We start from the raw sequence: 13,007 nt of genomic DNA, 5'->3' as shown, positions 1-13,007 counted from the left end.
TCGGTTATATTTTTTCAGTTTGCCCCTTATCGTCAGGACGGATCTTGAACCAGATCGAGTACATCGCGGGCAGGAACACGAGCGTCATGATGGTGCCGACGAGCGTGCCGCCAATCAGGGTATAGGCCAGCGTCCCCCAGAACACCGAGTGTGTCAGGGGAATAAACGCGAGGATTGCCGCCAGGGCCGTCAACAGTACCGGTCGTGCACGTTGCACCGTGGCTTCGACGACAGCGTGAAACGGATCCAGCCCTTCTTGCGCGTTGTGATGAATCTGACCGATCAGAATCAGCGTATTGCGCATCAGGATCCCCGACAGTGCAATCAACCCGACCAGCGCATTGATGCCAAACGGCTGATTGAAGATGAGCAGTGTCGGCACCACACCAATCAACCCTAACGGCGAGGTAAGGAACACCATGATCATCGCCGAGATCGAACGGACCTGCACAATGATGATGACCAGGGTCATGGCAATCATGATCGGCAACAACGGCAGGATCGCCTTGCCAGCCTTGCCGGACTCTTCAATCGCGCCCGCCTGCTCGATCCGGTAACCGGAAGGCAGCTTCTCGATGATCGGCTGCAGTTGCTTCAGAAGCGCGCTGGAAACATCCGGTGGCTGCAAGTCCTCGGCAATGTCGCCGCGCACGGTGATGGTCGGGGTGCGATCACGCCGGCGCAGGATCGGATCTTCCATGCGCACATCGACCTCGCCTATCTGCGACAAGGGGATTCGCTGTCCCGACGCACCGACTAAAGTGAAGCCTTCGATTTGTTGCGGATCGAGCCGTATATCGCCCGCTGCCCGCCCCATGATCTGCACTGAACGAATATCTTCACGCACCGCCGTGATCGGTACTCCGCTAAGCAGGAATTGCAATTGCTGTGCAACCGCAGTCGATGTCAGCCCCACTGCCTGCAGACGGTCCTGATCCAGGTTGAAATGCAACGATGGAGTCAGCGGCCCCCAATCAGTGTTCACGGTTCTCATCATCGGACTGTCTTGCATCACGCCCCGCACCTGCTCGGCGATCACGCGCAACTTTGCCGGATCAGGCCCCATCACACGGTATGCCACCGGAAATGGCGAATAAGGACCAAACACAATCTGCGATGCCCTGAGGCGCGCCTCAGGGGCAAGCCCTTGAGCGACCGCGTCACGAAAACGCAGTTTGAGGGTTTCCCGTGCCTCCTGACTGTCGGTCAGCACAACGATCTTGGCGAACGACGGATCGGGCAGCTCCGGCGCCATCGCCAGAAAGAAACGCGGCGCCCCTTGGCCAACATAGGCCGTGACGATTTTTGCCTCGTCTTGCTGGCGCAGCCAGGCTTCTACTTTGGCGGCCGTGGCGCTGGTCTGCTCGATGGAAGTGCCGTAGGGCATTTGCACCTCGATCATGACTTCGGGACGGTCAGAGGTTGGGAAGAACTGTTTCTTCACCAGACCCATGCCCGCCGCCGCCACGAAGAACAGTCCGATAACCATGCCCGCGACCCACCATTTGCGCGCGATGACCCGGGTCAGAACCCGGCGGAAGCGGTTGTATCGCGGCGTGTTGTAGATGGCCGCGTGTCCACCCTCGACTGCCTTGATGTCTGGCAACAGTTTCACGCCCAGATAAGGGGTAAATGCCACTGCCACGACCCAAGAAGCGATGAGAGCAATGCCCACGATCCAGAACATGTTACTGGTGTATTCGCCGGCGGTTGACTGAGCGAAACCGTTCGGCAAAAAACCGATCGCCGTCACGAGGGTTCCCGCCAGCATCGGTGCCGCCGTGTGGCTCCAGGCATAGGCAGACGCCTTGATGCGATCGTAGCCCTCCTCCATTTTCACCACCATCATTTCAATGGCAATGATCGCGTCATCGACCAGTAGCCCCAGCGCCAAGATCAACGACCCGAGGGTAATACGGTCGAAGTTCTTGCCGGTGGCTGCCATCACCACAAACACGATCGCCAGGGTCAAAGGCACGGCGGCGGCGACCACCACGCCGACACGCCAGCCCATGCTGAGAAAGCAGACGAGCATGACCACCAGCAGCGCGACGAAGAATTTGACCATGAACTCGCCGACGGCAGAGTCGATATTCACAGCCTGGTCGGTGACCTTCGAGAGGCTCATGCCCAGTGGCATTTCCTCATTGATCCTTGCGGTCTCGGCATCCAGCGCCTTGCCCAGATCAAGACCGTTCCAGCCCTCGCGCATCACTACGCCGAGCAACAGCGCATCTTCGCCGTTATTGCGCACCAGAAAAGTGGCCGGGTCTTCATAACCGCGTTCGACCGTCGCCACATCAGACAGCTTGAGTGTCCGCCCTTGCACGACCACAGGGGTATCGCGGATTTTCTGCAGTTTGTCGAACGCACCATCGAGACGCAGAATAATCTGTGGCCCGCTGGTTTCGATTGATCCGGCCGGGGTCAGCGCATTCTGACTGTTCAGCGCGGCGAAGATGTCCTGCGGTGACAAGCCCAGGGTCGCCAACCGGTCATGAGAGAACGAAACAAATATCCGTTCGGCTTGTTCGCCGATGATGTTGACCTTCTTCACCCCCGGCACATGCAACAGGCGCTGGCGCATCGACTCCGCATCGCGGACCAGCAAGCGCTGGGGCTCGCCTTTGGATTTCAGAGCGAACAGCGCAAAGGTCACGTCCGAATACTCATCGTTGACCATCGGCCCGATGACGCCCGCCGGCAACTTGATGGCTTCATCGTCGAGTTTTTTACGCGCCTGATAGAACTCCTCCTGCACTTGCGCAGGCGGCGTGCTATCGAGCAACGAGACCATCGTGAAAGCGAGCCCCGGCCGCGTATAGGTTTCGGAGCGGTCGTACCACTTGAGCTCTTGCAGGCGTTTTTCCAGGGGTTCCGCGACCTGATCCTGCATCTCTTGTGCGGTAGCCCCCGGCCACGCCGTGATGACGGTCAACTGCTTGACTGTAAAAGGAGGGTCTTCGGCACGCCCCAACTGGAAGAACGCCAGGATGCCGGCAACGGCAATCAGGAAAATCAGAAAGACTGTAATCGCCCGCTCGCGAACGGCGATGGCGGAAATGTTGAATCGTCCCTCGCTCATGGACGACTCCCGGCAACGGTGGCCGCATCAGGCACAGGCATTCTTACAGGCTCACCTTCGCGCAACAGATGAGCGCCCAGCGCAACGATTTGCTCGCCGACGCGAAGGTCGCCGGCCACTCGGGCCGATTCGTCGCTCAACCCTAGCACCTGAACCGGTCGCCAAGTCACGCTTGGCGGGGTGCCGGTGATAACCCACACCCCAGGGCCTTTACCGGCGTCGTAAAGCGCGGCAATGGGCACTTGCAACGACGCGGCAGGTGTCGAGACCTCGGCTATTCTGAGGGTGACTGTCGAACCTATCGGCGCATTGGCCAGCGCGCCTTCCAGTACATAGCGGGCCTCGAACGTACGCGTCGTGCGGTCCGCCGAATCCGAAAGCAACCTCAGTTTCGCGGTAACAGCCCCCGAAGCGTCGCCGTAGCGCGTGGCTTGAGCGGTGGATCCTGCTGCGGGACGCAACGTCTCGGGCAAGTGCACGATGGCCTCGCGTTGCCCTGCCCGCGCCAGTCGAACCACCGGCTGTCCCGGGCTGACGACTTGTCCGGGTTCGGCGAGTGTTTCCACTACAACGCCATCGGCATCGGCGACCAGCACCGCATATCCGGAAGCGTTGCGTGCAACGTCCGCATTTGCTTCAGCGGCGCTTAGTTGCGCCTTGGCGGTATCTGCGGCGGCTTTAATCTGATCGTATGCCGATGCGGAAATGGCGCCGGCGCTGACCAGGGTGCGATAGCGGGCTTCGTCATCGGCTGTCTGCCTGGCGCGGGCCCGTGCAGCGATGACCGACTCCTGCTGCGCGCGCGCCTGCAACCCCAAGTCAATGGGATCAAGCCGCATCAGCGGCTGACCGCGCTTGACGGTCTGCCCTGTGTCAACCAGACGCTCGAGAACCTTGCCCGATACGCGAAAGCCCAGGTCGCCCTGAATGCGCGCCGTCACCACCCCCGTAAAAGATCGGGAACCGTCGGCCGCTGCCTGAACGGCGGTAGCCCGGACCAAAGGCGCTTGAGTACGCGGGTCGACTACGGAGGAAGAATCACCGCACGCTATCAGGGCGAGTGGCAACAGGCATGCGGCTATGGGGAAAATTCGGAGCCGGCGCATAGATTCCCTTACTAAAAATAGGATAGTCATCATATTCTCAGACTTGTGACCATTGTAGTCAATAGTCACGATATTTGAACCATACGACGCTCAAGCATTATCAATTTTTCCGAAACTGCCTTTTTAATAAGCCAATAAGCTCTATCGCCTTAATTGACACATTGTGACCAATACGTACCATGGTCACGAAAATCTCGTTAAGGAACGCCGATGCCTCCTCTCCGCCCAATTACTCTTTTGGTTACCGCCAGCCTAATGACAGGTTGTGCGGTGGGTCCGGATTACCATCGTCCAGACGCCCCGCTTTCGGACCATTTCCTGGGCCAGTCCGCTGTCGAACCGCGATCAGGATTGACACCGGACGGTCTCGCCGACTGGTGGAAAAACTTTAATGATCCGCTGTTGACCGACTTCATCAACCAGGCGCTGCAGCAGAATCTGGATCTGGCACAGGCGTCGGCGCGCGTCACCCAGGCAAGGGCCGGCCTAGGAGCCGCAAACGCAGCACTGCTGCCCTCGGCGAACATCAACGCACAAGCGGCACGCGCTTATCAGTCCGTCGAGACGCCACTGGGCCAGGTGTTGAATTCAACACCGGGCTATGACCGTTACGGCAATTCTTACGAGGCCAACTTCGAGGCGAGCTGGGAAGTCGATGTCTTTGGTGGGCTGCGCCGTGGACGTGAGGCAGCAGTGGCCGAGTACCAGGCCTCAGCAGCGGGTTTCACCGCTACACGGCTGGCGATCGCCGCGCAAACGGCCGATATCTACACCACCCTGCGCGGATTGCAGGCACGGCTGGACATTGCCAACCAGCAAGTCGATACCCGGCGCGCGTTGCTGGAGAAGGTTCGGTTGCTTTACGGGAAGGGCCTGGCCGCAGAGTATCAAGTGCGCCAGGCCGAGGGTGAATTGTCACAAGTTCAGGCGAGCGTTCCGGTACTGCAAAGCGGTCTGGAGGCGGCCATGAATGCGATGGATGTGCTGCTCGGCACGCCTCCGGGCACTCACCGCACGCAACTGGCACGTGAGGGCGAAATTCCCAAGGTGCCGTCGTTGACTGCGCTGGGCACACCGGCAGATCTGCTGCGGCGCAGACCGGACCTGATCGTGGCCGAGCGTCGGCTTGCAGCCTCTAACGCGCGCATTGGTGAAGCGATTGCCGAGTACTACCCGAAATTTTCCCTCAGCGCCTTGCTGGGTAGCGCAACAGCGGTATCCGGAGGCAATCTTTTCACCAGCGGCGCGAGCCAGTCGAGCGGTGTCCTGGGCCTGCGTTGGAGGCTTTTCGACTTCGGACGCATCAACGCCCAGATCGATCAGGCCAAGGGGCAGGAAGCTGAAGCGTTGGCCGCGTATCGCCAGTCAGTACTGCGAGCCACCGAGGATGTAGAGAACGCGCTGTCCTCGCTGGTGAATCGGCAAGCTCAGACCACCACCCTTACCGGCGGCGAAGAGGCGCTGACTCAAGCTCGCCAGTCCGCGTTCACCGCCTATGAAAAAGGCACAGCCAGCCTGATCGATGTCTTGCACACCGACGAAACACTGCTGCAGGCCTCCGACGCCAGAGCGCAAGCGCGGACGGAGTCGGCCCGCGCGGCGGTGGCGGTATTCAAGTCGCTCGGCGGTGGCTGGCAACCCGCTGAATCGCAGTCTGTAACGGCGCGCTGAGCAGCAACCCCAGATCGCTTCAGACCAGGCTATTCCGAGTCGGGAGGCATGCGTACTCCCGACCCGCATTTGGCTTAACCGCGTTGAACTAGAAGCGGTAACTGACTGAAGTACCGAACCCGCTCGCACTGTTCTTGTACTTGGCACTGTACGCACCCCGGGTTGCCGAGGTGTCGTTGATCTGTACGCTCTCCTCCCAAAGATAGGAATACGCGAGATCGATCGTGACATTGTCCACGGGTGTCCAGCCGGCACCGAAGCTGAAAACCTTACGGTCGCCGGTAGGAATCCGAGGGCCGCGATCGGTATTGTTGGTGGGTGACTGATCAACCGAAAACCCGCCACGCAGCACCCATTGGTTATTCAATTGGTAGGCCGCACCGATCGCGTGAGCCCAGGTGTCATGCCAGTTCTGCTCTTCGCTGATCGTCCCCAATTGGCCGCTCAGCAACGGCGGCAAGCCGCTGTTCTCAATCGTCAGTTCCTTGAAGCGGCCCCAGCGTGTCCAGGTACTGCCCACATAGAGGGTCCAGTCGTTGTTGAATTGATGCGTCACCGAAAAGTCCACCGACTCCGGCGTGTCCACATCCAGCGACGCGTCATAGCTACGGCCGCTGACGCCCAGCACGCTGAAGATGCCATCCGTGACCTTGGTTTTGGCGTCCAAGTGGTAACTGACTTTGGAGTGATACGTCAGGCCCAGACGGGTCTGATCGGTCGCCTGCACCAGCACGCCGGCGTTGAAACCCAGTGCGGTGTCATCGCCGGTGCTTTTAAGCTTACCGTCATTACGCCCCGGGCTGAGTGGATTGGGCACCATGCCAGATATCTCTCCGCCGATACGGTTGATGGTTGGCCCGAATCCGATTGAGACTTTTTCGTTAAAGGCGTAGCTGATCGTCGGCTGGAAGGTCAGCGTGGTGACTTCACTCTTGTTGGCGTAATAGCGGCCGGCAAAACCACTGCCGTAATCGGTGATCAACCCGAAAGGCACATAAAACCCGACGCCGAATGCCCAATGCTCATCGATCGGCTTGACGTAATACCCCATCGGTACAGTGGTGGTGGGCACCATGTCGCCGTCTTCCTTCCCCCCAAACGTACTGCGTGTGTGGCTGATGTCCGATTTGGCGAACAGCGTCGCCGCCCCCACGCTCACTTGCTCTCGTTTAAGCCGCGCCATGCCTGCCGGGTTGCCGTAGAGCGTACTGGCGTCCTCCGCCGATGAAGATCGCCCGGCAAAACCGGAACCCATCCCGCTGATGCTCTGTTCGTTGAGGGCAAAACCACCGGCCAACACATTGGAAGACGCCAGCAAAACGGCGAGGCCGACGGGATTCTTGAGTATTATTTTTTTCATTATCTGGACTCTATGAGATCACTGAAAAACAACATCGAAAACGACAGCGAAGCCATACTATCCAAGTGACCATTTCAGTCAATGGTCACATAATACTAAATTGAACGCCGCTCCGGCATGCATGTGCCGGGAACAGGAAATCCGGTTTGGGGATGTCGCGCTCTGGCTCAGCTCACCTGAACAGGTGAGCTGAGTTGGTCAGGGCATCAGGCTACGCAGAATGAGGTTGGAGGTCAGCGTGGGCGCTACCTCGATAAAATCGAGATTGTGCTGCAGCAGCAACGGGTTGACGAAGGGGCGCAGGGCCAGATGAATCGCCTCGACGGTCTCGTCCAGCGGGGTCTTGCGCTCGAACTCTCCGAGCTCCCGCCCTTCACGCACGATGTCGAAGATAAAGCACTTGATCTGGTCTTCATACATCTGGGCACTGGGCCAGCGCTCCCCGGCGGAGAATGCAGCGATGTCGTAGAGCTTGCGATCATTGAAGAACAGATCCACCCCCGTTGCTATCACGGTTTTGACTAGTCGGCGGAAACGCTCGGTTGGCGAAATCGCCTCTGCGTTAACAGCCTGTTCTACCGCTGCAACGATTTGGCCCAGACAATTTGAGCAGATCGCTTCGCCGATCGCCTGTTTGGAATCAAAGAATTTATAGATGTAGGCCTTGGAAAAACCGATGGCCCTCGCCAGGTCGGAAACCGTGGTTTTGCCGTAGCCGTATTGACTGAAGTGTTCATTGGCTGCCGCGACAATCTGATCACGAATGTCGTGATCGACTGGGCCACGTGGGCCGGGCGAAGATATGGATGGCTGATTCATGGGCGTAGCTTACTCACCCTGTCGAGGACTTACAAATCGTGACCAATTTAGAACATAGTCACGAATAACTGGCGAATCGACTGAAAACGGGCTGACGTTCAAGTCATCGAACACCCTTCTACGGCGTTTCCACTTCATCGACCGGCAATGAAGCAAACATTTCAGCGCGGCATATCTCAAGTATCTCATCCGCCAATGCAGAATCATCCGGGCAGGCGCGTGACAGGACGATTGCTCCGACCGCACGCGACAGCAAGTCGATCATTTTCTGTCTCCCTTCACCCTCCGCGGCATCCGGCCCTGTCGGGTATTTATCCCCCAGGGTCTGCAGGGTACGTTCAATGCCTTCGGCAAACGTCGCTTTCACATCGTCCGGCTGACGCGCCGCGTCGCCACACAGTGCGGCCATGGTGCAACCGCTGCCGCGTCCGTCGCGATGTTCTCTGTTCACGTAGACGTCGATGAATCCCGGAACATCGAGCGTCTGGGCGCCGGTCAACGATTTGCCGAGACTGCAGGCAGAGGCTTCGGCCATCAGGTCAGCCTTCGAACCGAAGTGCTTGTAGAAGCCTCCATGAGTGAAACCGGCAGCCGCCATGAGGTCCGCCACACCGACGCCGTCAAAACCACGCTCACGGAACAGCTCTGAGGCCGTTTCAACGATGTGTTCTCGATTGGCCTGCGCTTGGGCCTTGGTCACTCTCACGTGCAATACCTCGTGTTCAGCGGGAATTCCTGCGTCCGATGATACATAGATGTCGCCCATAATCAAAATCGTTGACAGTTTAGATTTCGATCATCATCCTAATTTCACACCCACCGATCTCCATCCACGGGCACGGAAGATTCATCACATGACCAAACAGACTCTGTTCACTCCTTACACGCTAGGCAGTCTCACGCTGTCGAACCGCGTCGTTCTCGCACCGCTGACACGCAACCGCGCGGGCCAGGGCTTTGTCCCGAGCGAATTCGCGGCAACCTATTACAGCCAGCGCGCCAGCGCCGGTTTGCTGATCAGCGAAGCTACTCAGATTTCCCGACAGGGTCAGGGTTATCAGGACACCCCCGGGATCTACACCCAGGCACAGATTGACGGTTGGCGCACAGTCACTGATGCCGTCCACGCCAAGGGCGGAAAAATCTTCCTGCAGCTGTGGCATGTCGGCCGCGTCTCACACGTTGACCTGCAAGAAAACGGCGCCGCACCGGTGGCCCCTTCTGCACTGCGTGCCGTGACCAAAGTGTTCGTCAATAACCGCTTTGAAGACGTCTCCGAACCCCGCGCCCTGGAAGCCAGCGAACTGCCGGGGATCGTTTCCGATTTCCGCCAGGCTGCGGCCAACGCGGTCGATGCCGGGTTCGATGGCGTGGAGATTCACGGTGCAAACGGCTACTTGCTGGATCAATTCCTCAAGGACAACGCCAATCTGCGCACCGACGCTTACGGCGGCTCGATTGAAAATCGTGCGCGCCTGTTGGTCGAAGTGACGGCGGCCGTCATCAATGAGATCGGCGCGGATCGCACTGGCGTGCGCCTGTCTCCCGTGTCGCCGGCCAATGGCGTCTCCAGTAGCGATCCGCAGGCGCAATTCAATTACGTCGTCGAGCAACTCGACGCCCTCGGTGTGGTTTATCTGCACATGGTCGAAGGCGCGACCGGCGGCCCGCGCGACGTGGCCCCTTTCGATTTCGGCGCCCTGCGCCAGCGCTTCAAAAACACCTATATCGCCAACAACGGCTATGACCTGGACCTAGCGAACGCGCGGCTCGCCGAAGACCAGGCCGACCTGATCGCCTTCGGACGCCCTTTCATTGGCAACCCGGATCTGGTGGAGCGCCTCAAGCAGGACGCGCCGCTGTCCGCGTTCAATCCCGCCACCCTCTACGGCGGCGGCGCGGCGGGCTACATCGACTACCCGACACTGGCTGAATCGAGCGTCAGCGCAAGCTGAGCGCGTTCTGTTTCTCACCTCCTGAAAGAGAGATACCCCATGAACACTCGCCCTACTGTTCTGATCACCGGCGCCTCCACCGGCATTGGCGCTGTCTACGCCGAACGTTTCGCACAACGCGGCCATGATCTGGTACTGGTCGCCCGCGATCAGGCTCGCCTGGACGCACTCGCAGCGCGATTGCGCAGCGAGCACGACGTCGCCGTCGATGTCATCCCGGCAGACCTGACCCAACTCAGCGATCTCACCACCGTTGAAAGCCGCCTGCGCGACGACGCCCGCATCGGCATTCTCGTCAATAACGCCGGCGCCGCGCTGTCCGGCCACTTCGTCGACCAAAGCACCGACAGCGTTGCGCAACTGGTTGCCCTCAATACCACGGCATTGGTGCGGCTCGCCAGCGCCATCGCACCACGCCTGGCCAAGGCCGACGATGGTGCGATCATCAACATCGGTTCGGTGGTGGGTCTGGCGCCGGAGTTCGGCATGACGGTCTACGGTGCGACCAAGGCCTTTGTGCTGTTCCTGTCCCAGGGCCTGAGCCTGGAGCTTTCGCCTCAGGGCGTCTACGTGCAGGCCGTGTTGCCCGCCGCCACCCGCACGGAAATCTGGGATCGCTCCGGCGTCGACATCAATACCCTGAGCGAAATCATGGAAGTGGGTGACTTGGTGGATGCCGCTCTGGTCGGCTTCGATCGTCGCGAACCTGTGACCATCCCGCCGCTGCACGAAGCTGAGCGCTGGGATGACCTGCAGGGCGCACGCCAGGGTCTGCTGGGGCAAATCCGCCAGTCTGCGGTCGCCCAACGCTACCAGACGCCACAGTGATTTTTTGCTAGCGAGCATTCGCGGCAGATTCGATGCAGGCACATGGCATTGCATCGAATCCTGCCCGCTGGCCGGAGTGACTATGAGTTCAATGCAGACAAATTCCCGCTCGGGTTCGCCGACGTTATTCATCGACGCGGCGAACCAGTCGATAACGGTCAACGGCATTCCCTTCGCCTACCGCGACACTGGGCCCGCAACCGGCATGCCCCTGGTACTGTTCAACCATTGGGGCGCAGTGCTGGACAACTTCGACCCCGCGATCATCGATGGCCTGGCGCAAACCAGACGCGTCATCACCACCGACTATCGCGGCATCGGCAACTCGGGTGGAACCGCGCCACTGACGGTGGGCGAAATGGCCGACGATGCCATCCAGCTGATCAGGGCGCTGGGGCTGAAAACCGTGGATGTGCTCGGTTTCTCCCTCGGAGGTTTCGTCGCTCAGGACATTGCCCTCAAGGCGCCTGACTTAGTACGCCGGTTGATTCTGACCGGTACTGGACCGGCGGGAGGCACCGGCATCGACAAGGTCGGCACAGTGTCATGGCCATTGATCCTCAAAGGTTTGCTGACCCTGCGCGATCCCAAGTTCTACCTTTTCTTCACCTCGTCTGCCAATGGGCGACGGTCTGCCTCGCAGTATTTAAGACGCCTCAAGGCACGCAAGAAAAATCGCGACAAGGGCCCGACGCCCCGCGCTTTCCTGCGGCAATTGAAAGCCATCACGGCGTGGGGCAGACAACCGCGACAAGCGCTTGGACGCTTGCGCACGCCGACGCTGGTCGTCAACGGCGACAACGACATCATGGTGCCCAGCGTTAACTCGTTTGAACTGGCCAGGCTTATCCCCAACGCACAGTTGGTGATTTATGAGGATGCCGGGCATGGTGGGATTTTCCAGCATCACGCCGACTTTGTGACGAAGGCGCAGGCGTTTCTTGATGCTTGACCACGTCACGCAGCAACACCGCAACCCCACCGACTACCCTCCGTATAACCAGCAAGAGCCGCACCACGATGAAAGCATTTCTGATTGATGGCTATGGCAAGAACCCCGGACGCATTGGCGAAGCGCCCGCCCCTGCAGTCGGTGCCCACGACGTCTTGATCGAGGGCCATGCGAGCAGTGTCAACGTGCTGGATTCGAAGATCAGCAAAGGCGACTTCAAGCTGATTCTGCCCTATGCCTTTCCGTTGATATTGGGCAATGACCTGGCGGGGGTTGTGGTTAAAGTCGGCCCGGAGGTGACACGCTTCAAACCGGGAGACGAGGTATACGCTCGCCCGCCCGAAGCGCGGATCGGGACGTTCGCCCAATTGATCGCCGTGAACGAAAACGCGGTCGCCCTGAAACCCGCCAATACCGACATGGCACAAGCCGCATCCCTGCCCTTAGTTGCACTGACCGCCTGGCAAGTACTGGTTGAAACCGCCCGGCTGCAAAAGGGCCAGAAAGTGCTGATTCACGCGGGTTCCGGCGGCGTCGGCACAATTGCGATTCAGCTTGCCAAACACCTCGGTGCGTTTGTCGCCACAACTACCAGCACCGCCAATGTCGAATGGGTCAAGGCGCTGGGGGCCGATCTAGTCATCGACTATAAACAGCAGGACTTCGAAAATGTGCTGCGTGACTACGACGTGGTGCTGAACAGCCTTGGCGCCGACGTGCTGGAGAAATCACTCGCGGTCCTGAAACCCGGTGGTCAACTCATTTCCATCTCGGGCCCACCCACTGTGCAGTTCGCGAGGGAGCAAGGATTGTCCTGGCCATTGCAGCAAGTCATGCGACTGCTGAGCCTTGGCATTCGTCGCAAAGCGCGCAAGCAGGATGTCAGCTACGCGTTCGTGTTCATGCGGGCCAATGGCGCTCAACTGCAACAAATCACCGCGCTAGTGGAGGACGGGATCATCAAACCAGTGGTTGATCGTTCCTTCCCCTTTGAATCAACGGCTGAAGCATTGAAGTACGTTGAGCAGGGACGCGCCAAGGGCAAGGTCGTTGTTTCGCTCAAATGACCACGCCGCCTACTCATGAGTCGACCATAGAAACTGCACAGCTTTTACTGCTTGAGCGCTCATCATCCGAAGCGATTTCGCCAGAGGTGCAGGAACAGCAAGCGCCGCAACCGGATGTTGCGCGGGTTGAACCGCCCGTTATCGTTTGGCGCAGTTTGATGCTT

Annotated in this window: 10 protein-coding genes; 5 read left to right on the top strand and 5 right to left on the bottom strand. The window is 59.3% G+C overall.

What is annotated here, in order from left to right; genetic code table 11:
* Window positions 1-4: 4 nt before the first annotated feature.
* Window positions 5-3,085, bottom strand: a complete 3,081-nt coding sequence (locus ACTJKS_RS24780; protein WP_440829030.1) for an efflux RND transporter permease subunit — start codon at window positions 3,083-3,085, stop codon at window positions 5-7.
* Window positions 3,082-4,191: an efflux RND transporter periplasmic adaptor subunit gene (locus ACTJKS_RS24775; RefSeq protein WP_440829032.1), complete on the bottom strand. Its 1,110-nt coding sequence runs from the start codon at window positions 4,189-4,191 to the stop codon at window positions 3,082-3,084. Before ACTJKS_RS24775 ends, ACTJKS_RS24780 begins: the two co-directional genes overlap by 4 nt.
* Window positions 4,192-4,401: 210 nt before the next feature.
* Here ACTJKS_RS24775 and ACTJKS_RS24770 point away from each other — a divergent pair, with 210 nt between their 5' ends.
* Window positions 4,402-5,862, top strand: a complete 1,461-nt coding sequence (locus ACTJKS_RS24770) for an efflux transporter outer membrane subunit (RefSeq protein WP_440829029.1) — start codon at window positions 4,402-4,404, stop codon at window positions 5,860-5,862.
* Between the two features lie 88 nt (window positions 5,863-5,950).
* On the opposite strand, the gene ACTJKS_RS24765 is transcribed toward ACTJKS_RS24770, so the two are convergent.
* The 3 genes from ACTJKS_RS24765 to ACTJKS_RS24755 all read right to left on the bottom strand — a co-directional run bounded on the left by ACTJKS_RS24765 (window position 5,951) and on the right by ACTJKS_RS24755 (window position 8,747).
* The gene (locus ACTJKS_RS24765) at window positions 5,951-7,222 is read right to left on the bottom strand and encodes an OmpP1/FadL family transporter (protein WP_440829028.1); all 1,272 of its coding nucleotides are present in this window, start codon (window positions 7,220-7,222) and stop codon (window positions 5,951-5,953) included.
* 198 nt (window positions 7,223-7,420) lie between these two features.
* Window positions 7,421-8,041: a TetR/AcrR family transcriptional regulator gene (locus ACTJKS_RS24760; protein ID WP_440829027.1), complete on the bottom strand. Its 621-nt coding sequence runs from the start codon at window positions 8,039-8,041 to the stop codon at window positions 7,421-7,423.
* A gap of 118 nt (window positions 8,042-8,159) precedes the next feature.
* A complete protein-coding gene (locus ACTJKS_RS24755; RefSeq protein WP_440829031.1) occupies window positions 8,160-8,747 on the bottom strand; it encodes a TetR/AcrR family transcriptional regulator in 588 nt (195 codons plus the stop codon).
* 148 nt (window positions 8,748-8,895) lie between these two features.
* Here ACTJKS_RS24755 and ACTJKS_RS24750 point away from each other — a divergent pair, with 148 nt between their 5' ends.
* The 4 genes from ACTJKS_RS24750 (at window position 8,896) to ACTJKS_RS24735 (ending at window position 12,843) form a co-directional block, all read left to right on the top strand.
* On the top strand, window positions 8,896-9,996 hold the full coding sequence (locus ACTJKS_RS24750) for an alkene reductase (RefSeq protein WP_440829026.1): 1,101 nt from the start codon (window positions 8,896-8,898) through the stop codon (window positions 9,994-9,996).
* A 39-nt stretch (window positions 9,997-10,035) separates the two neighbouring features.
* Window positions 10,036-10,824 carry an SDR family NAD(P)-dependent oxidoreductase gene (locus tag ACTJKS_RS24745; protein ID WP_440829025.1) on the top strand — a complete coding sequence of 263 codons (789 nt, stop codon included), beginning with the start codon at window positions 10,036-10,038 and terminating at the stop codon, window positions 10,822-10,824.
* A gap of 82 nt (window positions 10,825-10,906) precedes the next feature.
* Window positions 10,907-11,776, top strand: a complete 870-nt coding sequence (locus tag ACTJKS_RS24740; protein WP_096820463.1) for an alpha/beta fold hydrolase — start codon at window positions 10,907-10,909, stop codon at window positions 11,774-11,776.
* Window positions 11,777-11,844: 68 nt separating this feature from the next.
* Entirely contained in the window at window positions 11,845-12,843 is a 999-nt protein-coding gene (locus ACTJKS_RS24735) for an NADP-dependent oxidoreductase (RefSeq protein ID WP_440829024.1), read from the top strand.
* The last annotated feature ends 164 nt before the right edge of the window (window positions 12,844-13,007 follow it).

The organism is Pseudomonas sp. 22189, from assembly GCF_052045635.1.
GTDB lineage: Bacteria > Pseudomonadota > Gammaproteobacteria > Pseudomonadales > Pseudomonadaceae > Aquipseudomonas > Aquipseudomonas parakoreensis.
This window is presented reverse-complemented; position numbering and strand designations above follow the sequence as displayed.